The sequence below is a fragment of the Pseudomonas sp. NFX1 genome (genome assembly GCF_051123555.1).
GTDB lineage: Bacteria > Pseudomonadota > Gammaproteobacteria > Pseudomonadales > Pseudomonadaceae > Aquipseudomonas > Aquipseudomonas capeferrum.
The window spans coordinates 1,900,657-1,921,312 of record NZ_CP169366.1; the positions used below are offsets into that span (position 1 = coordinate 1,900,657).

Annotated in this window: 14 protein-coding genes and 1 pseudogene; 5 read left to right on the forward strand and 10 right to left on the reverse strand. The window is 61.6% G+C overall.

Features of this window, described 5'->3' with window-relative positions; genetic code table 11:
- Nucleotides 1-3: 3 nt before the first annotated feature.
- Both DJ563_RS08275 and DJ563_RS08280 read left to right on the forward strand, forming a co-directional pair.
- Entirely contained in the window at nucleotides 4-1,317 is a 1,314-nt protein-coding gene (locus DJ563_RS08275) for an L-fuconate dehydratase (protein ID WP_274097971.1), read from the forward strand.
- A 66-nt stretch (nucleotides 1,318-1,383) separates the two neighbouring features.
- A complete protein-coding gene (locus DJ563_RS08280; protein ID WP_434519243.1) occupies nucleotides 1,384-2,685 on the forward strand; it encodes an MFS transporter in 1,302 nt (433 codons plus the stop codon).
- Nucleotides 2,686-2,746: 61 nt separating this feature from the next.
- On the opposite strand, the gene DJ563_RS08285 is transcribed toward DJ563_RS08280, so the two are convergent.
- From DJ563_RS08285 to DJ563_RS08295, 3 genes are all read right to left on the reverse strand, one after another.
- Complete coding sequence (locus DJ563_RS08285; protein ID WP_434519244.1) at nucleotides 2,747-4,102, reverse strand: aminotransferase class I/II-fold pyridoxal phosphate-dependent enzyme; 1,356 nt, start codon at nucleotides 4,100-4,102, stop codon at nucleotides 2,747-2,749.
- Nucleotides 4,102-5,484, reverse strand: a complete 1,383-nt coding sequence (locus DJ563_RS08290; protein WP_274097974.1) for a hypothetical protein — start codon at nucleotides 5,482-5,484, stop codon at nucleotides 4,102-4,104. The genes DJ563_RS08285 and DJ563_RS08290 overlap by 1 nt, the downstream gene beginning before the upstream one ends.
- 513 nt (nucleotides 5,485-5,997) lie before the next feature.
- Complete coding sequence (locus tag DJ563_RS08295) at nucleotides 5,998-7,023, reverse strand: zinc-dependent alcohol dehydrogenase family protein (RefSeq protein WP_434519245.1); 1,026 nt, start codon at nucleotides 7,021-7,023, stop codon at nucleotides 5,998-6,000.
- 204 nt (nucleotides 7,024-7,227) lie between these two features.
- Here DJ563_RS08295 and DJ563_RS08300 point away from each other — a divergent pair, with 204 nt between their 5' ends.
- Nucleotides 7,228-8,142, forward strand: a complete 915-nt coding sequence (locus tag DJ563_RS08300; RefSeq protein ID WP_033698396.1) for a LysR family transcriptional regulator — start codon at nucleotides 7,228-7,230, stop codon at nucleotides 8,140-8,142.
- A 179-nt stretch (nucleotides 8,143-8,321) separates the two neighbouring features.
- Here DJ563_RS08300 and DJ563_RS08305 read toward each other — a convergent pair whose 3' ends face one another.
- Complete coding sequence (locus DJ563_RS08305) at nucleotides 8,322-9,287, reverse strand: tetratricopeptide repeat protein (RefSeq protein WP_434519246.1); 966 nt, start codon at nucleotides 9,285-9,287, stop codon at nucleotides 8,322-8,324.
- Between the two features lie 438 nt (nucleotides 9,288-9,725).
- Here DJ563_RS08305 and DJ563_RS08310 point away from each other — a divergent pair, with 438 nt between their 5' ends.
- Nucleotides 9,726-10,043, forward strand: a complete 318-nt coding sequence (locus tag DJ563_RS08310) for a type II toxin-antitoxin system PrlF family antitoxin (RefSeq protein ID WP_434519247.1) — start codon at nucleotides 9,726-9,728, stop codon at nucleotides 10,041-10,043.
- On the forward strand, nucleotides 10,043-10,504 hold the full coding sequence (locus DJ563_RS08315) for a type II toxin-antitoxin system YhaV family toxin (RefSeq protein ID WP_434519248.1): 462 nt from the start codon (nucleotides 10,043-10,045) through the stop codon (nucleotides 10,502-10,504). Before DJ563_RS08310 ends, DJ563_RS08315 begins: the two co-directional genes overlap by 1 nt.
- Nucleotides 10,505-10,779: 275 nt before the next feature.
- Here DJ563_RS08315 and DJ563_RS08320 read toward each other — a convergent pair.
- The 6 genes and pseudogenes from DJ563_RS08320 to DJ563_RS08345 all read right to left on the reverse strand — a co-directional run.
- A pseudogene (locus DJ563_RS08320) lies at nucleotides 10,780-11,811 on the reverse strand (type II toxin-antitoxin system HipA family toxin); the annotation flags it as partial.
- A gap of 219 nt (nucleotides 11,812-12,030) precedes the next feature.
- Nucleotides 12,031-12,699: a DUF3313 domain-containing protein gene (locus DJ563_RS08325; RefSeq protein WP_434519249.1), complete on the reverse strand. Its 669-nt coding sequence runs from the start codon at nucleotides 12,697-12,699 to the stop codon at nucleotides 12,031-12,033.
- Between the two features lie 47 nt (nucleotides 12,700-12,746).
- On the reverse strand, nucleotides 12,747-14,606 hold the full coding sequence (locus tag DJ563_RS08330; protein WP_434519250.1) for a diguanylate cyclase domain-containing protein: 1,860 nt from the start codon (nucleotides 14,604-14,606) through the stop codon (nucleotides 12,747-12,749).
- Nucleotides 14,607-14,661: 55 nt separating this feature from the next.
- Nucleotides 14,662-16,350: an aspartate-alanine antiporter gene (gene aspT, locus DJ563_RS08335; protein WP_434519251.1), complete on the reverse strand. Its 1,689-nt coding sequence runs from the start codon at nucleotides 16,348-16,350 to the stop codon at nucleotides 14,662-14,664.
- Nucleotides 16,351-16,469: 119 nt separating this feature from the next.
- Nucleotides 16,470-18,926, reverse strand: coding sequence for a fused MFS/spermidine synthase (locus tag DJ563_RS08340; RefSeq protein ID WP_434519707.1), 2,457 nt, complete (start codon nucleotides 18,924-18,926; stop codon nucleotides 16,470-16,472).
- 157 nt (nucleotides 18,927-19,083) lie between these two features.
- Nucleotides 19,084-20,649 (reverse strand): arylsulfatase, encoded by a 1,566-nt coding sequence (locus tag DJ563_RS08345; protein ID WP_434519252.1) that lies wholly within the window; start codon nucleotides 20,647-20,649, stop codon nucleotides 19,084-19,086.
- Nucleotides 20,650-20,656: the final 7 nt, after the last annotated feature.

A 20,656-nucleotide genomic window follows, 5' to 3' on the forward strand; every position in this document is an offset into this window, starting at 1 on the left:
GCCATGAGCATACGCATTACCCACCTGAGCGTTCGTGACATCCGCTTCCCGACTTCGCTGTCGCTGGACGGCTCCGACGCCATGAACAGCGCCCCTGACTACTCGGCCGCCTACGTCGTGCTGCACACCGACGCCGCTGCCCTGGAAGGCCACGGCCTGACCTTCACCATCGGCCGCGGCAACGAGATCTGCGCGGCGGCGGTGCAGTCGCTGGCACCTATGATCGTTGGCCAGACCCTGGAAGACATCACCGCCGACATGGGCGCGTTCTGGCACCGCTTCACCGTCGGCGACAGCCAGCTGCGCTGGCTGGGCCCGGAAAAAGGCGTGATCCACCTGGCCACGGCGGCCATCATCAACGCCATTTGGGACCTGTGGGCCAAGCACGAAGGCAAACCGGTGTGGAAACTGCTGGCCGACATGACCCCTGAGCAACTGGTACGTTGCCTGGACTTCAGCTACGTGACCGACGTGCTGACCCCCGAAGAGGCCATCGCCCTGCTCCGCCGCCAGGCGCCAGGCAAGGCCCAGCGCGAAGCGCAAATGCTGCGCGAAGGCTACCCCGGCTACACCACCGCACCCGGCTGGCTCGGCTACAGCGAAGAGAAGATGCGCCAACTGGCACGTGAGGCGGTGGCGGACGGCTGGACCCACATCAAGCAGAAGATCGGCGCTGACCTTGAAGAAGACATCCGCCGCGCCAGCATCCTGCGCGACGAAATTGGCTGGGAACGCACCCTGATGATGGACGCCAACCAGGTCTGGAGCGTCGATGAGTCGGTGGCCAACATGCGCCGCCTGGCGGCGTTCGAGCCACTGTGGATCGAAGAACCCACCAGCCCGGACGACATCCTCGGCCACGCCGCCATCCGCCAGCGCATCGCACCCATTGGCGTGGCTACCGGTGAGCACTGCCACAACCGGGTGATGTTCAAGCAGATGTTCCAGGCCGGCGCACTGGACTTCTGCCAGCTGGACGCAGCCCGCCTGGGTGGCCTCAACGAGGTGCTGATCGTGCTGCTGATGGCGGCCAAGTACGATGTGCCGGTCTGCCCGCATGGCGGCGGGGTCGGGCTGTGCGAATATGTGCAGAACATTGCCTTGTTCGACTACATCGCCGTGTCGGCCTCGCTGCACAACCGGGTGCTGGAATACGTCGATCACCTGCACGAACACTTCCTCGACCCGGTGGTGATCCGTCGCGGTCGCTACATGCCACCGCAGCGCCCGGGCTACAGCATCGAAATGCACGCTGAGACCCTGGAGCGCTACCAGTACCCCAATGGCGCGGTGTGGCTCGACATCCACCGTTCCTGACCTACCCACCTTGGTGTGCCGCCATTGTCGCGGCACACCACCAGCACTTTTCACGGGGAAAAAACAATGACAATCCTCACTGGCACGACAGCGGCCGCCGCGCCTGCCGTCGCTACCGAACAGCGCCTTAACGGCCTGTTGCTGCGCAAACTGATGCCGCTGCTTATCGTCGTCTACGTGATGAGCTTTCTCGACCGCACCAACATCGCCCTGGCCAAGGCCAGCATGGGCATCGACCTGGGCCTGTCGGCGGCGGCCTACGGGCTGGGCGCGGGCTTGTTCTTCCTGACCTATGCCTTGGCCGAAGTGCCGAGCAACCTGATCATGCACCGGGTCGGCGCGCGCTTCTGGATCACCCGCATCATGATCACCTGGGGCCTGCTCTCGGCGGGCATGGCGTTCGTCCAGGGCGAAACCTCGTTCTACATCATGCGCCTGCTGCTGGGGGTGGCCGAAGCCGGCCTGTTCCCTGGTGTCATGCTGTACCTGACGTACTGGTTCGACCGCGAACAGCGTGCCCGTGCCACCGGCTACTTCCTGCTGGGGGTATGCGTGGCCAACATCCTCAGCGGGCCGCTGGGCGGCGCCCTGCTGGAAATGGACGGCGTGCTGGGCTGGCACGGCTGGCAATGGCTGTTCGTGCTCGAAGGCCTGCCTGCGGTGGCCCTGGCCTACGTGGTGTGGAAAAAACTGCCCGATGGCCCGGCATCGGCGCCCTGGCTGTCAGCCGCCGATGCCCAGGACATCGAGCGCCGCCTGAACGCCGAACGGGCTGCGGCGCCGCAGCAAAGCAAGCTGGGGCAGATGTTTCGCGACAAGCAGATCTGGTTGGCGATCGCGGTGTACTTCGTGCACCAGATCACCATCTACACGGTGATCTTCTTCTTGCCTGGCATCATCGGCACCTATGCCGCGCTGTCGCCCTTCCAGGTCGGGTTACTGACCTCGGTGCCGTGGATTGCCGCCGCCATTGGCGCTGCGACATTCCCCCGCCTGGCGACCTCGCCCAGCCGTTGCCGCACCCTGCTGTTCTTCGGGTTGCTGACCATGTCGGCCGGGCTGCTGCTCGCCTCGCTGTCCAGTTCGTTCATCGGCCTGATCGGGTTTTCGCTGACCGCGCTGATGCTGTTCGTGGTGCAGTCGATCATCTTCGTCTTCCCCTCCAGCCGCTTGAGCGGCAACGCGCTGGCGGCGGGCCTGGCCTTCGTCACCACGTGCGGCCTGTTTGGCGGCTTCGTCGGGCCGTCGGTGATGGGCCTGATCGAGCAGGCAACCGGCAGCACCCGCAACGGCTTGTGGATCATCGCCTCGATGCTGGTACTGGCGGCATTGATCAGCACCCGCTTGCGCCAGGGGCAGGAACAGTAGGCAGACGGGCACCCGCAACAGGGGCCGCAAAGTGGCCCCTGTTACCATTCACCCTCGACTGCTATCCCACTGGCCGGCCGCAACGCAGCTCCAGCGCCTGCGCCAGCTTCTCCAGAGCCTGTTGCAGCGCATCGAGCCCTTCCCCCACCCACCGCAGCGCCAGGTATTGCTGATGACGCACCTGCAGGCTGTGCTGCCCGCCCGGGACCACACGCAAGGCGGTGCCTGACAGCGCCGCCACGATGCCATCCAACGGCACTGGCCGGCGTAACCGCAGCCACAGGGTCCAACCACCCTCGGGCATCTGGAAGGAGACCTGCTCACCCAGTTGCAACCTGAGTTGTTGGCCTAGGCACTCCATGCGCCATTGCAGTTCTGCGCGCAGCTTTTCTGACTGGCGTTCGATTTCGCCTTTGCCGAGCATCAGCGCCAGCGCCTGCAACCGCAAGGGCGCAAGCTGAAAGGCACGCTGGGCGAAGGCCTCGGTCAGCGTTGCATGCCGCCCCAGCACATAGGCGTAGGGCGCTTCGCCGCCCACCGCAGCCTCGAACGAGCCCATCATCAACAGCCAGCGCGGGTCGACCCAATCGCGCAAGCGCGCAGCCGGCGGCCCACTGAAGCACAACTCGCTGTCCAGGTCGTTCTCCAGCAACCACACCGGGTAGTCGCCCAGCAGTTGGCCTATCTGCTGCTGGTCGTGCTGCGACATCAGCCGGCCCTGGGGCATGCTCAGGCAGGACGGCATGATCAGCATGCCCACCGGCTCCGCGCTGAGCAAACGCGCCAGCGCCTGCAGGTCTGCAGCGCCGCACGCGTTCAGTGGCACCTCAAGCACGCGCATGCCGCAACGCTGCAACGCGCGCAGCACTTGCCAGCAGCACGGCGAGTACACCAGCACGGTGCCCCCGCGCAGGGCCAGCGCCGCCAGCACAACCTCAAGCAACGCCTGTACATCGGGGGCAAGATGCACCTCTTCGGCACGCCAGTAATGGCTGGATGAGCGGGTATAGCGTTCGGCCAGCGCGTTACGCAGCCGCGCGCTGCCGACCTCCTCCAGCGGGGCAGCCGCCCAAGCCCGCTGGCGTGCCAGGCGCCGCTCGTGGGTAAACAATGAACGTTCCAGCATGGGCTGCGTCGGTACGTTGCTTAGCCCGCTCGGTGGTGGCAACGGCGGGCCACCCGCCTGCACATCCACGCGCACGAAGTAGCCCGACCTCGGCACGCAATGCACCCGGCCCTCCTCTTCAAGCAAGCTGTAGGCGCTCTGCACAGTGGCCAGCGATACGCGCAAGCGCCGGGACAGCGTGCGCAACGAGGGCAGGCGCCAGGGCTCAAGCCCCTGGGCCTCGTCGATCAGCGATTCGAGGTAGTGATACACCTTGCGATAGGCGTAGTCGCCCGGCAGCGATCGCCCCATCAGGGCAAGCCCTCTAGGCCAGGTCGTCCCGCTACGAACGGCGCCGGCAACAATTTCAGGTGCACATCACGCCGGGCCAGGTTCGCCATCAAGCGCCTGGACGCAGGTTGCAGACGCCCCTCATAAATCGCGCGCAGTTGCACAAGTGCCAAGCCACTGGTATTCACCAGCCAGTCCTTCACCGCATCGGGGCACGGTTTACCTTGCAAGGCCCGATGCAGGTAGGGCAACGCCACCTGCATGTCGGGATGACGGCATTGCAGAAAACGTTCAAGGCCCTTGCCCTGCCTGGCAAAGGGGCTGAACAACAGGCATACCAGCTGGGTCTGGCTGATGCCGTAGGCTTTGCCCGGATGCCCCGAAGCTGGCTCGCGCTGCCCATCGAAAGCGCAAGGGCCGGCCAGCCGCAACGCCTGTCGATGGCCCATTGGCTCGCTGCAACGGGCGCGCAGTTCGTGCAGCTGTGCCAGGGCCCTAGGGTCGATGAATGCCGCCAGCGGCCAGGCGTCCTGGTCAGGGTCAAGGCGGCAGCCGAGCATGAGGTCGAGCTGCTCTTGCTCAAGCAGATGCGGCAGCAAGTCATCGATAGCGATGACCCGCAACGTGGCATCCTCCGCGACCACGCGGCTGGGGTCGCCCACAGGCTCCAGGGGTGACCCGGCAACCCCCTGCAACCTGCCCAGCCCGCTGGCCAATGTCGCCAGGCACTGATGCAGCAGATGGGGCCCGCGCTCCCCTGCCTGGCACAGGCTACGCCGGGCCCAGGCCAGGTAACGGCGTCGCTGCCGGGCAGGTACGGCGGTAATCAGCACATCCGCACGCGACTGCGCCTGCAGCGCAACACCCACGGCACCCGCCAGTTCCAGATGCAGCCGGCTGCCCAGCAGGGCTTCGGGCCGGGCATCGACCCCGTGCCCGAACATCAGCATGGCATTGCGTGCCAGGGCCCAGCGCTCGGTGGACGCCGAGGGCCGACGATTGAACGGCACCACCTCGCAGCCTTCGGTCATCTGCAGTTGTACCCGCGGGTCATCCTGCATGAACAAGGCGTTGAAGCTGCGCTCATGGTTGTCCAGCGCGGCATTGCCGGCAGTCGGCAGGTTGACCACCAGTACCCGCAACTGGAAGGTCACCGGGGCGCGCAAGGCGATACTCAACTGGGCGGCGCGCAGAATGGCCAACAGGTGGGCACTTCGGCGGTCATTGCCCTGCAGTACCAGCAAACGGAATGTGCCGATGTATTCGGGGCCACCGGCAGCCACCAGCAGCCGCTGTATCAGCAACTGCACGGACGCGCGCTGCGCCTGGGACATATGGCTCAACAAGCGTTCCAGCACTTGCTGGTAGATATAGTGCATAGCCTGTTCGTGAATAGCGCTCACGTAATCACCTCATCAACTTCATGCATCCATTACACGGCAAACTGCACACCGTGTAGTGCATCGATCCTGAAGAATTTTCCTACAAGTCTTGGGAAGTAACGATGTGACATGCTCTGTCGCCAAGCCATCGAAAAAAATGCCCCGCACTGATGACCGGCTGCCGCCATACACTGCCCTGGCTCGGGCATAGCCATGCTCATTCCACGCTCCTTGCGCAAACTATCACTAGGCCATTATCGAGAGTTGCACATCGAATAGAAGATACAGATAAGGGTAAAAAAACCATTCAGCCAGTGCGTCAATACACAATGAAGGGAATACTGCAAGCGCTCAACTTCAAATCTCTTCCAGGATATTACCGCAATAATCGGCAACCCTTTTACGTATGTAGTCCACGTACTATTAATTTGTAGGATGCATCTGATTATCTACAAGTATCACGCTGAAAATTTGCAGCCGCAAAACACAAAAACCCGGGACTGTGCCCGGGTTCCTGTTGTCATCAATGTCAGATCACGCAGGCTGCGCCATATCCAGCACCACCCGCCCCCCGCAAGGGCATTCATCCATATACCGATGCGCCTCGACCACCTGATCGAACGGATACACCTTGATGATCTGCGGCGTCAGCAGCTGGTCGGCGGTGAACTGGTTGATATCGCGCAAGGCACGCTGCAGCGCGACCTGGTCCTGGCTGATGCCCAGTTCCGGTTTGCCGGTAAAGTTACCGATGCAGTGCACATAGAACTGGATGTTCTTCTGGAACGCCGCACAAGCCGGGAATGGCGTCTGGTTGCCACCTTGCAGGCCATACAGCACCAGGCTGCCTCGGGGCGCCAGAACATCGCCGAGCAGCGACATCTGCGGCCCACCCATGCCATCGAGGACCATGTCCACGCCGCGACCGTCGGTGTACTTGCCGATCTGCAGCAGCAGGTCCTGCTCCTCGGTGACGATCACTTTGTCCGCCCCCAGCCCCAGCAAGTACTCGCGTTGCTCGGGCGCCTTGGTGGCGGCAAACACTTTCAGTCCCAGGGCCTTGCCCAGTTGCACGAACGCAGGCCCTGCGCAGTGGCTGGCATCGGTGACCAGCGCCGTCTGCCCGGCCTTGGCGCGGGCCAGGTCGACATAGGCGAAATAGGCGATCAGCAGCGGCGTGTAGTGCACGCTGGCTTCGATCGGCGTGAGGATATCCGGATACCGGGTGATTGCCGTGCGTGGCAGCACGATCACGTCGCCGTATACCGGGTGATCATTGGCGCTGGTGGCCGGGAAGCTGGCGACCCGGTCGCCCACCGCAATGTCCTCGACCGCTTCGCCGACAGCCGTCACCACCCCGGCCATTTCATGACCGATCCCCGCCGGCAGGCGGGCCTGGGAGGGAGCCAGGTTCTGACGCCAGAGCACGTCATACCAGCTGACGCCGATTGCCTCGACGCGGATCTGCACCTCGTCGGCGGCGGGCGACGGTTCGGCCTGCTCCTCGCAACGGAGCACATCGGCAGCGCCGAACTTGTGGAATCGGATCATGCGGGACATCGCATACCTCGCCTTGTGAACCTCTAATACCACGGACTTTATCCGGGCTTTGGCCGTTAGACCATCAGTGGTCATTAATAGTCGACATGCTTGTCATCGATTGGGCACCTGACATTCCTATGAATTGGCACCCGGAAATCGGTGCAGGGTAACAGCCTTTGGCCTTAAGATTCACCCCTGCCCCACTTTAGACGAAGCGCACCGATGAATCGAAACGACTTGCGTCGTGTAGACCTCAACCTGCTGATCGTGTTCGAAACGCTGATGCATGAGCGCAGCGTGACGCGTGCCGCCGAAAAACTGTTTCTTGGCCAGCCGGCCATCAGCGCGGCCCTGTCGCGCCTGCGCAACCTGTTCGACGACCCGTTGTTCGTGCGCACCGGCCGCAGCATGGAGCCTTCGGCGCGAGCGCATGAGATCTTCGCCCTGCTCTCTCCGGCGCTGGACTCTATCTCCACTGCCGTCAGCCGCGCCGCCGAGTTCAACCCGGCCACCAGCAATGCGGTGTTCCGCATCGGCCTGTCGGACGACGCCGAATTCGCCCTGCTGCCGCAACTGCTCAAGCGTATCCGCGCCGAAGCGCCGGGTATCGTGTTGGTGGTGCGCCGGGTCAATTACCTGCTGATGCCTACCTTGCTGGCCTCGGGCGAAATCTCGGTGGGGGTCAGCTACACCAGCGAGCTGCCCGCCAACGCCAAGCGCAAGGTGCTGCGCCGCAGCAAGCCGAAACTGCTGCGTGCCGACAGCGTGCCTGGCAGCATCACCCTGGATGACTTCTGCGCCCGGCCGCATGCGTTGGTGTCGTTCGCCGGCGACCTGTCCGGGTTCATCGATGAAGCGCTCGAAGAAATTGACCGCAAGCGCCACGTGGTGCTTGCGGTGCCGCAGTTCAACGGGCTGGGGAGTTTGCTGGCGGGGACCGATATCGTTGCCACGGTACCGGACTACACGGCGGATGCACTGACGGCTGCGGGGGGCTTGCGGGCGGAAGATCTGCCGATTGAAGTGCGCAGTTTCGAGCTGCACATGGCTTGGCGAGGGGCGCAGGATAACGACCCGGCGGAGCGGTGGTTGCGGTCGCGGATACAGATGTTTTTTGGCGACCCTGACAGTCTTTAGGGGCTTCGTCCTCGACCGACTGAAGTCGGCCGATTGCTGCCTTTGGCCATCGGCAGAAATCGGCCAAATGCAGGCGTTTGAGAACGCCCGAGGCGATTCTAAATCCTCGGTCAGTGAGTGCTTGCTCGCCGTTTCAGCTCTTCCAACCTCCCCGACAACGCGTTCCTATACTTCCCGGCCTAGCACGACTCAAGCGCTGCCTCCGTTTGCGCGATCGCAGCGTCTGTCGCACCCAACGCTTCGTGACATTTACTGAGCAACTCATAATAACTAGCGATGCGCTCAAGCCCTTTCTTATCATCTTTAGCAAGCGCAAGAGCACGTTCAGCGGTGCTCAGTCCATCCTCCAGCTTATGAACTCCCAATTCTGCTTCAGCCTTGCGGTATAGGAGCCAATGGTCCCTGTTGAGGGCTTCACTCGGAATCTTCATGATTACATCCAGCGCCTCCGCCGGCATCCTTGCGAAAAGGAGCATTTTGGCTACTGCGCGTGCGTCAAAGCTCCTGATTCCAGGCTTGCTCCCCAGAGCCGTGGCAAATGCAACGCCCGCCGCCGTGATTCGGTCGCGCAAATCAGTCTTGCCTGCACTGCCGGCAGCTGCTGCAGTATTACCAAGCGACTCGCACGCGCTACTCCATTGGCCCTTATCAACCAACTCAGGGGGTGTCGCGAGAATCTCCGGTAATCCCTCAGCCAGCGCCACGCAAATCTCCGGGTGCTGATATGCAAAAATCGAGGTGAAGGACAGGTAGGCTTCATAAAATTGGTCTAGTCCCTCTAGAGCCGACAGAGCAATCACGTCTGCGAGAGCCCGAACCTGCTCGGTATTGCTCACCGTCTCGTTGGCGACTTTCCTGTAAGACCGGAGTCGCGCGACGGACGCCAACGAGACCCGCAATGGCAAATCCCACGGAGCTTCGATAACTCGGTCGACGAGGGTTTGCATCGCATGTGCTCCCGCCATTTTGATTGGGTCATCGGCTTCCTTTTGTGTTCCCATATGCGCAATCTGCAGACAAGTCGCATGCCATTCGGGCCGAATCTCCAGAAGCTTTTGAAAGCAGGTCAGAGCCTCATGCAATCTGCCGCAACGGCGCAATGCCTTGCCCTGGTGGTGCAAAAGCTCAAGGTTTACTTCCCACAAACACGAAACCGCAGAATCCTCATGCGGTTGCTGCGCACGATCAATGATCCCGCCCTGATTAAGGGTAGGTACCAGCTGAGCAGCGGTGCGCGCATGCGAGGACTAGTCGAAGGACGACCGATAGCAGCACTCTGCCAGCACTGCCGCAAATTAGCCTGAATAATGGGGAGCGGTAAACAAGATTGAGGACAATTTTGGTGCAAATCGTCTGAGATTGCGAAAGGACTGGATATATAACCAACCATTTGTGGATCAATCCGCGTCAGACTCAAAACTCGCGGCGCCGTAAAAGCTCCTATCGTGTCCTAAGGGATGGTGTAACTCATGCTGCGGTGCTTCCGAGCTTTCATCCTGCTTATGCTTAATCAGCAGAAAACCAAGATTGACCAAGTAAGGATTATTCCTTACGATTCAATCAATACATCCGGGAGAACGCCCATGCCTGCCATCCACGAAATCGCAACGCTAACCTCGAAAGGACAGGTCACACTGCCCAAATCCGTTCGCCAGCTTTTGGGCATAGACACTGGTGGCAAGATCGCATTCGACGTACGCGGTGGTGAAATCGTGGTCAGCCGCGTAGAAACCACCCACGAAGACCCTGCCATCGGTGCATTCCTGGGTTTGCTGGAGGCTGATATCCGAAGCGGCCGCAACCTCACCACCCTACCGGAAGACTTGGCGCAAACCATGCTCGCCAACGCAAACCACTCCGTGAACCTGGACGAAGATATCGATGGTGAGGTCGCGATCTGATGCTGCGACATGGCTGGACACTGTTGTTCCATGAAGGTGTGACATTACAGCTACGTAAATTGCAAGAAGCCGCCGCCCGAGCCGAGCAGAACGATCCGCAAGGTTTTGAGAGCAATGCCAACGTCAAACTGTTTCGGGTATTGAGCCATCTGATCATGGAGGCTGTGCCTGCCGACCCAGGTCGTGATGAGTTCCGCCAAGGCAACACGCTGGGCACCGCTTACAGACATTGGCGCCGTGCAAAAATCGGCAGGCGCTTTCGGCTGTTCTTTCGCTACGACTCGAGGTCCAAGGTCATCGTCTATGCATGGGTCAACGACGAAAATACCCTACGGTCCGCAGGCAGCAAATCCGATCCCTACGCCGTATTCGAGAAGATGCTGGGCCGCGGTAACCCTCCTGATGACTGGGATGCGCTGACTGCTGCGACGCGTAGCGACTGGGACGAGCCCAAAGCATAAGTTGCGCGACTGGGTGAGGGATTGCACATTTGACACCGGCCCTCCCCTCGGTGCGTCCACTGTAATCCACTCGTAGCTGCTGCAAAAAAGGGTACATCTGGGGGTACAAAACCAATTCTCTATTCATAACCTTTTGATTTATATGGATGTCCAAATGTTCTTTGGCGACCCTGAGAGTCTCTAGGCGTCGTCGAGCGGGCTGTTTAGCTGATCTCGAAAAATCCCACGCTGCTGCTCCCAAACCGCCGTTGTGAATCACCCGCTCCTCCCGTTCTTTAACGGCGACCGCTGCCCGCGTGACCGTGGTGTAACCGAGCGACGTTCTGATCGATGCGGTCTTGGATCGTGCGCAAGGTGTCTTGAGTAATAACCTGTGGGTATAGGTTCTCGGCGATGGTTGCAAACCGGCTCGCTACATCACAAATGCCGTCAATCACTCTTCCTGCAGCGTCCGGGGGCACCTCGGCTTCCTCGGCAAGCCGAAGCATTTGCGTGCGGGAAATCGACAGGGCTTCCCCCATCACATCCATCTGGTGATACCCACTTGGCCCCTCGCAGAAGGTCACATCGTAAGCCGGCGACAGTCTCCACTGACCGTCTTGCGACATGATGTAGGCAAAGTTCTTTGGATGATCGTCTCTGTTGTTAAACGCAACATTGAAGACGGCACGCTCGAAGGCCACCGCCATCCCTCGCACGTCGTTGGTACACATCTGTGTTGCCCGCAAGAAGTTGACGTAGTCCAACACCCCCGGAGACCGGTAATTTGCCCCCGTAAAGGCCGCGAGGCTTTGCATGGGTACGTGCAGACCATCCCGGCGGTCAAATCGCTTACTGGCAAACGCTGCCGACCCATTAGGCAGACTGAAGTACTGCGTGTCAGGGGTCTCGATACCGCACCTACGCAGGCACTCGGCGTAGACCATTTCGATAGCGCACACCTCGGCATGTTCTTCTTTGGCCGGGAACTTGATCAACCATGCTTCAAAGCCCGGCGTGACTGCAGTTGTAAACCCGCCAGTTTCAGGGTCGCGATAGACCAGGGCCTTAGGCCTCGCACCTTGAGGCGAGCCGCCCACCAGCAGCAACGTCTGCAGGAACTCGCCACCGTCTCCATGGAGCACTGCCTGCACTTGGGCGGCAAGCTGCTCCAGCGGGATGTGGACTTCAGATTCCTGCCCTTCGGGTGCCACGGGCTCAAACGTCATGGCACCCATCGCATTGCTACCGATGTAGGCCAGCCGTTCCAGTGAGCCGATGCGCGCCGTGATGAGCCCGCGGCGTCTGAACATACGGTCCATCAACAACTCTTGTCTCCACGTGGCATGGCCGTCACTCCTGAAAAGCTCTCGGTGAACGGTTGAACGCCTGCCCTTCGGCGGAGTGCCGACTAATGGACGAATGGAATATCGTTCGCTGACCTCTGCCCGCCACTGGCATCGCACATGCTGTGGCCGGTCGCATCGTCAATGCTCTCTGTGTTCATGAAAACCGCCCCACGCTGTGTCTCAGTGGGGCGGTCTGGGTCACTTCCTGAGTGCCTGGAAAGAACTCACCATGTCCTTGGCCCAACCATCGAGCACTGCTTTCGCGTCCTTGGCCTGCATGACCTGAGACGAGTTATCCAGTTCCGTCCCCGCCCCCTTGCGCACGACCTCAGCGACCACTTGGTTGGTATCGCCATCCAGGAACGCGGCTTCAGTAGCAATGCTGGTGTCCTGGTCACGGATGCCGGTGGCGGTGCTGATACCGGCGGCTACCAGGGCAATCGGGATGACCTCATAAGGCCGCAGGCTCTTGGTCTTTGCACTGACAGCGGTGATCGCCGGGCGAACCACCAGCACCCCTGGGCCTGGACTTGTCGCCAACGGCAAAACCTGGGAGAAGTGGTTTTTCAGCGTCTGGTCATAATACTGGGTGATGCCCTGCAGCGTGGATTGTGGGATCTTTTCAGTCGGTTGCGGCTTGGGATAGAGCTGGCTGGGTTCCAGGTACACGCTGGTATACCGCTTTGCATCGGTGCCCGGCTTTATCCAGCGCATCACCGGAGCCCCTGATGGGGATTTGTCTTCCTTCAAGACACTGTAATCCTTGAGAAAGCCCGAGTACTGATCGGACTCCACATACTTGCTCGCACAGCCCTGCAACAGCAATGTGCTGAGGCACACCGTTGCAGCCAACGTCTTGATCTTCATGCAGGCTCTCCTTCCATACGATTATGATGTTGCCGCTAGCATTGCCCTCAGCCAGCCAAACAGACTCGCCCACGTTGCTGCTTGGCGTGGTACATCGCCTGGTCTGCCGCCTTGACCAGCATGTCCGCACAGGTGGCATGCGCAGGCGCGAACGCAAGGCCGATGCTCGGTGTGACGAAATCGATCAACACGTCGCCGATACTCACCGGTGCACTCAACACCGCCAATAGCCGCTCGGCCAGTGCTCTGGCCGCCGCCTCGTCGATGCCAGGCAGGATCGCCGTGAACTCATCGCCACCCAATCGATAGACCGAGTCCTGCTCGCGCATGGCATTGCGCAGGCGTTCGGCCATGCAGGACAGCAAGGCGTCGCCGACATCGTGGCCAAAGCGATCGTTGACTTGCTTGAAACGGTCCAGGTCGAGAAAAACCAATGCCAACGGCCAGCGCTGCGTATCGAGTTGCCGCTCCAACTGCTGGTGAAAAGCCTTGCGATTGCCCAAGCCGGTCAGTGCGTCATGGTAGGCCATGTCCAGCAGCGCCTGCTGGTACTGAACATGCTCGCTCACGTCATGCAGGATGCCGCGGTAGCCGATCACGCTGCCAGTTGGGCCATTGATCCTGGTAAATCGCGTTTGGTAATGGCCCACGCTTCCATCCGCACGCTGCAGCCGGGCCGACAGCGGCGCACCTGCTTCGGTGTCGAACACCACAGCTGGGGTGGTCGAGTTGGCCTGCGTACTGCCTTGCAGTGAAGCGAACCTGTGGCCGATGACATCCGCCGCAGCGTAGCCAAGTATTTTGCAGAATGCAGGGTTTACCGACTGGATCCTGCCCTGTTGGTCGAGTTCGAAGTAGCCATCCTCCATGCCGTCCAGGATCACCCGCCCGCGGCTCTCACTCTGCTCCAGACGGTCCAGGGTCCGGTTGGCTTCCTGCGCCAGCAGGCCCAACTCGTCATGCCCTGCATCCGACAAACGCCCGCCCGTTGAATCCGCGCCTATGGCATGAAACTCTCGATGCAGGGTAGAAATCCGCCTGAGCACTGTGAAGTCCAAGGCCAAATAGATCAGCGCCCAGGCCAGGCAGATGATCGCGGCCATAGCCCCCAGCAACAGCTTCAGTTGTTCGCTGCCCTCGATATACAGGTGCCGCTCACGCTGCAACTGCAACTTCACCTGCGGCTCGCCCAGGCTGTCATGGAAGATCAGCTCGATGCTGTGCTGGCGCGCGTCGCTGATCTGGCGATTGCCGATACTGATGAACTCGCCATCCGCTCGCGAGGCATTGCGTTCAGCGCCGGCAGCATTCCACTGCAGCACTGCGCCCAGTTGCCGTTGCAGGGCGGCGATCCGCGCGGCATCGAGAAACGTGCCTGCAAACAAGACGTCTCCTGCGCCTGCCGGGCCGCCATCGACAGCCACAAGAATGAACGGCTGGCCGTGCACCAGCATCAGCTGAGGCGCTGGCGCTGAAGCCATGGCCCTGGTCAAGCGCTCAAGCTGCGTCGACACTTCGCGCTGCAGTGCTGCCAATGACAAAGGCGTACTGTTGCCTGTGGCCCTGAACGTCTCAGGGTCCAGGGGTTTCCAGGCCGCTCGTTGCCCTGTATCCGTGACCAGTACGAAAAAGTCGAAACCGGTCCGGCTGAATATTTGCGCGGGCAAAGGGAACGCCGGGCCGATGGGGCGAGGCAGTGACTCGGCCAACTGCTGCAACCGATCGGCATCGCGTTCGAAGATGCTGCCCAACAGCGCGCGCATGCGGCCTGCCTCGATGACCAGGAGTCGCTCGTCTTGCTTGTCCAGCCGTTCGAGCAGCAAGGCATGAGCGGCAACGTAGCTGAGGAGCAGCACCAGCAACAGTGGCGGCGCGAACAGCCAGAGCAGTTTAGTGCGTAACGACATACCTACTCCCATGGGGCGCCATCCAAACCCTGAACCTCACCTGAGCAGTGCACCCTCAGGTAGCGGTCAACGCAATGATCACAGGCCCACAGACCGCCAGCAGAACATTGGAGATGGCATAGCACACGGTAAAGCCGATGACCGGCGTATTGCTGCCGGACTGCTCGAGGATCTTGTTCATCGACGCCGCTTCGGTTTGCGCTCCGGCCAGGGCACCGAACAGGATCATCGGGTGCAGGCGCAACACATAGTAGCCAAAGTACAAGGTCACCACGGGAGGGATCAGCGTGACTGCGGCCCCGGAGATCAACAACGCCAGGCCTTGCGTCTCGATCGCGGCCAGCGCGGCAGGGCCTGCGAGCAGCCCGACGACTGCACCGAACGCGGTGAGGCCGAACTCTGAAAATGCCCATTGAGCGGCCGGCGGCAGCGCGCCGAAATCAGGATGACGCGAGTTGTACCAGCCAATCAGCAGGCCCACCAGCAGCACCCCGCCACCCACACCCAACTCGACCGGAATGATGCCGATGTGGGTAGACAACATGCCGAGCAACGACCCGAGCACCAACCCCAACGCATGGATCGCGATATCGCTCTTGTGATGATCCTCGCGCACCCGCCCCAACTGCTCGGCCAGCGCTTCGACGCTGCTGGTGCGACCGGTCAGGGTAATCACATCGCCACGGCGCAATACCGTGTCGGGCAGCAGCGGTAAATCCAGCCCCTGGCGCGTAATGCCGACGATGTAACAGCCCATGCGCATGGCGCCGACCAGTTCATGCTTGATCTGCTTCAGGGTTTTGCCTGCCAGCTTGCGCGAGGTGAGCACGATGTGCGCCGTGCGGGTGGCAAACGACATCGAGAGCGGGTCATCCACCTCGGGGCCGATCCACGGGTTGAGCTGGGCAACGGCTTCGCGTAATGCATAAACGCCTAGCACATCGCCACGCTGCAGGCGCAATTGCGCGTCGCGCTCAAGCACCCGGCCGTCACGCACAACCCGCTCGACACTGAGGTTGCGGTGCACTGCCTCGATATCGGCAATGCGCATGCCCTCGGCCGCCGATGCAGTCAATTGATGGGCACGCACCACGATACGCGTATAGGGAATGCTCAACGCAGCGTCCTCCTGCTCGATCCCCAGCGAACGCTCCAATTCCCGCGCAGAACTGGCCAGGTCCACGCGCAGCAGCCGCGGTGCGATGCTGCCAACGAAGACCACCAGGCCGATGGTACCGAACACGTAGGTGATGGCGTAGGCCACTGCCATATGGCTGTTGAGTTGCGCCTTGGTCGCCTCGTCGATAGACAGCTGGGCGATGGCACTGCTGGCCGTGCCCATGATGGCCGTGTCAGTCAAAGCCCCGGCACCGAGCCCGGCCGTGAAACCCGCATCGAAACCGTACACGCTGTACATCGCCAGTATCGTGGCCAGCGCAGTACCGCACAGGACCACCGAGAGCAGCACCAGTTTCAAGGTGCCTCGATTGAGGCTACCGAAGAACTCCGGCCCACTCTTGAAGCCGACGGCGTAGATGAACAAGGCGAAAAATACCGACTTCAGTTCATGTGGCACTTCGAGCCCGATCTGGCCTATGACCAAGCCCATCAGCAGCGCCCCGGCAACCGAGCCGAGGTGAAAGCTGCCCACGCGTATCCGGCCGATCAGAACGCCTGATGCGATGGCCAGGAACACTGCAATTTCTGGGTTTGCACGCAAGGCATGGAGCACAAACTCGATCATTGCCGTTCATCCCTGGGCGCGTCCACGCAACGCTGTGCGCTGGAGGATAGCTGTCGCCTGAACGGCTCGCCAGCAGCCCTGATCAGCCAAGCTGCAGCTTCGCCGAGTGCGCCACCCCTTCAGCGCTCGCCACCCGTGAACCAGCGCATGTACGGATTCTGTGCGCTGATCGGCGCCAAGGCCCGCGCCTCGCGCATCCAGCCCTGGCGATCGCCGTTGTAAGCCAGTAGCGACAAGCCATAGAAACGTCGCAACAGTTGCCACTCATCGTTCACCGCCGCCCGCACTGAAGGGCTGGCGTTTTCCAACGGCGGCGCTACCCGCAATGCCAGCAGCGCTGGCAGTACGCGGGTGATTTCACGCGGCCGGACCCACGGGGCGTATTCGATGCGTGGTCGATCATCGGTAACCGGCTGAGCATCGCCGGCATAGCGCTCCAGGCCCTGCCTATCGGTGACCCAAGTGGCCAGCAAGGCGCCGAGCGAACTCACACCGACCTGTGACAGCGCAGCTGACACCTCAGGCTGCTCGAAGCGTTGGCGGATACGCGGCACATCCAGCACCATGGGCGTGGCCGAGCCGATCAGCAGCATTTCGTGAAACTCGGTGGTCCACAACGTGGCATGCGGAAACACGTCAAGGAAGCTGCGCACCAACGAGCGGCTGTCTTCGTCGTTCTGGGTTGGTAGCGGCAGCCATTGGGCGACCAGCCCATGTTCTTGCAGACGCGACGCCGCCAACTGGTAGAAGTCGCGCGAGTACAGGTTGACCACCCCTGCCGCAGACGGCGGCGGTGGTTCCAGGGTGATCACGTCGTAGCGTTGCTCACTGCGCAGAAGCTCACGGCGCCCATCACGCAGGCGGATGTCCAGGCGTGGGTCGTTCACAGCGTCGTAGTTACCGGAAAACAGCGGCGCCGCTGCCAGTACTTGCGGCAGCAGTTCGGCGACCACCGGGTGATCCAGGCCTGGGTAGCGCAGCATCGCGCCGGCGGTGATGCCGGTGCCGAAGCCGATCACCAGCGCTGAGCGCGGCTCACCGCGATGGATCAGCAACGGCAGCAACGCCTGCAGGCGCATATAGCGCAGTGACGGCATGGCATCGCCGGTGTTGGACACCCCTTGAATGTACAGGCGGTTGAACGCTTGGCCCTGACGCTGCTGGTTGACCACCGCCACCGTGCCGCCGCGGCCCTCCTGGTAGAACACCAGCTCGCCGCTGCGCGCCCCGGGCAACAATTGCGCCAGGCGCTGTGGCGGAGTCAGCGCGCCGCTGACCAGGGTGGCGACGGCAACCAGCAGGATCGCTGCGCGCCTCCCCTTGTGCACGGCGTGGCCACGCCACGCCGCCACTGCGCCGATGGCTGCCGCCCCACAGGCGAGCACGACCAAGGTGCGTACCAGCCCGACCTCTGGCACCAGAACAAACCCGGTCAGCATGACACCGACAATCCCGCCCAGGGTGTTTAGCGCCACCACCACGCCCACGTCCCGTCCCACCTGGCCACTGTCCACGGCCAGGCGCAACGCCAGCGGGAATGCCGCACCCAGCAACGTGGTGGGCACGAATACCACGCACAAAGCGGCAGCGGCGAAGCGCGCGCACATACCTGCCAGCTGACTACCGGTCAGTTGCAATACATGGCTTTCCAACGTGGTCTGCAGGATCACCAGCCAACGCCCGAGCCCGGCGATCTGCAGCAAGGCCAGTAGCCCAGCAGCCGCGATCAGCAGGCCGAACAACCCCCACGGGTCGCGGATGCGGTCGGCGCGCCGGGCGTACACGGCACTGCCCAGTACCAACCCGGTCAGATAGGTGGCCAGCACCACGGAGAAAGCAAAGGCGCGGGTGCTCATGAACTGCACGATCGATTGCGTCCACACCACCTCGTAACCAAGCGCCACGCCCCCCGCCAGGCAATACAAGGTGAGGGCCAAGCGCGCCTGCGGGGAACGTGTTGGCGCAGTATCCGTAGCAGTGGGCAGTGCCCGCTCATCCTTGGCGCGCCCAACCCATGCACCCAGCGCGGCCAGCAGATTCAACAAGGCGGCCACACCGGCGGCCCCGGTTACGCCGAGCTGGGGCAACAGGACGAACGCCGCCAACAAGGTGCCGAGGATTGCCCCGGCGGTATTGGCGGCGTACAGCCGACCACCCGCCTCGCCCATCTGCCCTTCGCTTGGGGTCAGCGCCCGAACCAGCACCGGCAAGGTGCCGCCCATCAGGAACGCCGGCAGCCCGACCAGGCTGAATGGCAGCAGCCAAGCCAACAGGCCGACGCTCGCCTCCAGGCGGGCAAACAGCGCCGCACTCTGCGCCAGGGCCGAGGTCGCCGCCACCGCCACGATTGCCACCGCCAGCTCTAGGCCGGCATAGAGCTTGACCGGACGCCGCAAGCGGTCGGCCCAGCGGCCGAACACCAGCCCGCCCAGCGCCAGGCCGGCAAAAAATGCACTGATGCCTGCGGTGATGGCGTACACCTCCACCCCAACCACCAAAGACAGCTGCTTGACCCAGAGCACTTGGTAGATCAGCGCTGCACCGCCAGAAACGAACAGCAGCGCCGCTGGCAGCATCAGTTGCAGCGGTGTCCGTTTTTCGGTGGCTTGAGGGGTATGAACGCGGGCGCAATTCACAGCTGCTGGCATCGATAAGCCTTAGCGGACCTGTTGCCAAGTCCGCAATGGATGTAGAAAAAATGCGCCCGCCAACGGCGGGCGCGGGGCCGTACGCTCAGTTCTTCATTTTCTCTTCGATTTTCTTGTCCACGTCAGCACGGATCTGATCGATGCTGAAGCTCGCTGGACGCTGGCTCGGCGGATACTCGACGAAGGTCTGCAAGAATGCCGCTGCTTTGCGAGTACCTTGGAAGATCAAGTAATCGTTTTTGGTCAACCAATCGTAGTATTGATCCGAGACGATATCAGCTCGCTCGTAGGGGTCCATGCGAAGGTTGAACATCTTCGGCACGCGCAAACAGGTGAATGGCTCGCTCCAGACTTGCAGCCCGCCAGGGGCGCGCTGTTCGCAGAACACCAGTTTCCAATCCTGGAAACGCATGGAGACCAGCACACCGTCATCGTTGAAGTAATAGAACTCGTTACGCGCGCTCTTGTCGGCTTTGCCCGTCAGGTAATCGAGTTGGTTGAAACCGTCGAGGTGGACCTTGAAGTTCTTGCCTGCCACATCAGTGCCCTTGAGCAAGCGGTCCTTGATGTCGGTATCCCCTGCTGCGGCCAGCAGAGTCGGGAACCAGTCCAATCCAGAGAACATCTGGGTAGACACCGTTCCCGGCTTGACCTTGCCTGGCCAGCGGACCATCGCCGGCACCCGATAAGCACCCTCCCAGTTGGAGTTTTTCTCATTGCGGAACGGCGTAGTGGCGGCGTCCGGCCACGACCACTGGTTCGGCCCATTGTCTGTGGTGTAGACCACGATGGTGTTATCGGTGATTTTCAAATCATCCAGTGTCTTCAACAGTTTGCCTACATCGCCATCATGCTCCAGCATGCCATCGGCGTATTCATTGCCGACCATTCCGCTCTGGCCCCGCATGGATTCACGCACATGGGTAAACGCATGCATCCGCGTGGTGTTCATCCAGACAAAGAACGGTTTGTCGGCCTTGACCTGCTTGTCGATGAAGTTGATCGCCGCCTGCGTGGTCTCGTCGTCGATGGTTTCCATGCGTTTCTTGGTCAAGGCGCCAGTGTCCTCGATCTTGCCGTCGGCGCTGGATTTGATCACCCCGCGTGGTGAGGCGGCCTTGACGAATTCCGCGTCATCCTTGGGCCAGAACTCGCGCTCAGGCTCCTCCTCTGCATTGAGGTGGTAAAGGTTGCCAAAGAACTCATCAAAACCGTGGTTGGTGGGCAGGTACTCGTCGCGGTCGCCGAGGTGGTTCTTGCCGAACTGGCCCGTGGCATAGCCTTGCGCCTTCAATGCCTGGGCGATGGTCACGTCACGGGCTTGCAGGCCGACCGGCACACCGGGCATGCCAACCTTCGACAACCCAGTGCGCAGCGGCGTCTGGCCAGTGATGAAACTCGAACGGCCGGCGGTGCAACTGTTCTCGGCGTAATAGTCGGTAAACATCATCCCTTCTTTACCGATGCGGTCGATGTTCGGTGTCTGGTAGCCGACCACCCCCTGGCCATAGGCACTGATGTTGGTCTGGCCAATGTCATCACCGAAAATCACCAGGATATTGGGCTTTTCTGCGGCATTGGCCGTGCACACGCCCATCGCCGCAGTGGCGGCGAGCGCGAGTGTCGATATCCATCTTCTACTGGACTTCATAAGGCGA

Excerpts from the sequence above, each read along its gene's own strand:
- DJ563_RS08345 (WP_434519252.1), bottom strand. The coding sequence starts at position 20,649 with ATGAAGTCCAGTAGAAGATGGATATCGACACTCGCGCTCGCCGCCACT.
- DJ563_RS08310 (WP_434519247.1), top strand. The coding sequence starts at position 9,726 with ATGCCTGCCATCCACGAAATCGCAACGCTAACCTCGAAAGGACAGGTC.
- DJ563_RS08315 (WP_434519248.1), top strand. The coding sequence starts at position 10,043 with ATGCTGCGACATGGCTGGACACTGTTGTTCCATGAAGGTGTGACATTA.
- DJ563_RS08275 (WP_274097971.1), top strand. The coding sequence starts at position 4 with ATGAGCATACGCATTACCCACCTGAGCGTTCGTGACATCCGCTTCCCG.
- aspT (WP_434519251.1), bottom strand. The coding sequence starts at position 16,350 with ATGATCGAGTTTGTGCTCCATGCCTTGCGTGCAAACCCAGAAATTGCA.
- DJ563_RS08285 (WP_434519244.1), bottom strand. The coding sequence starts at position 4,102 with ATGGGGCGATCGCTGCCGGGCGACTACGCCTATCGCAAGGTGTATCAC.
- DJ563_RS08325 (WP_434519249.1), bottom strand. The coding sequence starts at position 12,699 with ATGAAGATCAAGACGTTGGCTGCAACGGTGTGCCTCAGCACATTGCTG.
- DJ563_RS08330 (WP_434519250.1), bottom strand. The coding sequence starts at position 14,606 with ATGTCGTTACGCACTAAACTGCTCTGGCTGTTCGCGCCGCCACTGTTG.
- DJ563_RS08295 (WP_434519245.1), bottom strand. The coding sequence starts at position 7,023 with ATGTCCCGCATGATCCGATTCCACAAGTTCGGCGCTGCCGATGTGCTC.
- DJ563_RS08280 (WP_434519243.1), top strand. The coding sequence starts at position 1,384 with ATGACAATCCTCACTGGCACGACAGCGGCCGCCGCGCCTGCCGTCGCT.
- DJ563_RS08300 (WP_033698396.1), top strand. The coding sequence starts at position 7,228 with ATGAATCGAAACGACTTGCGTCGTGTAGACCTCAACCTGCTGATCGTG.
- DJ563_RS08340 (WP_434519707.1), bottom strand. The coding sequence starts at position 18,926 with ATGCTGCCAGCGGCGCTGCTGTTCGTTTCTGGCGGTGCAGCGCTGATC.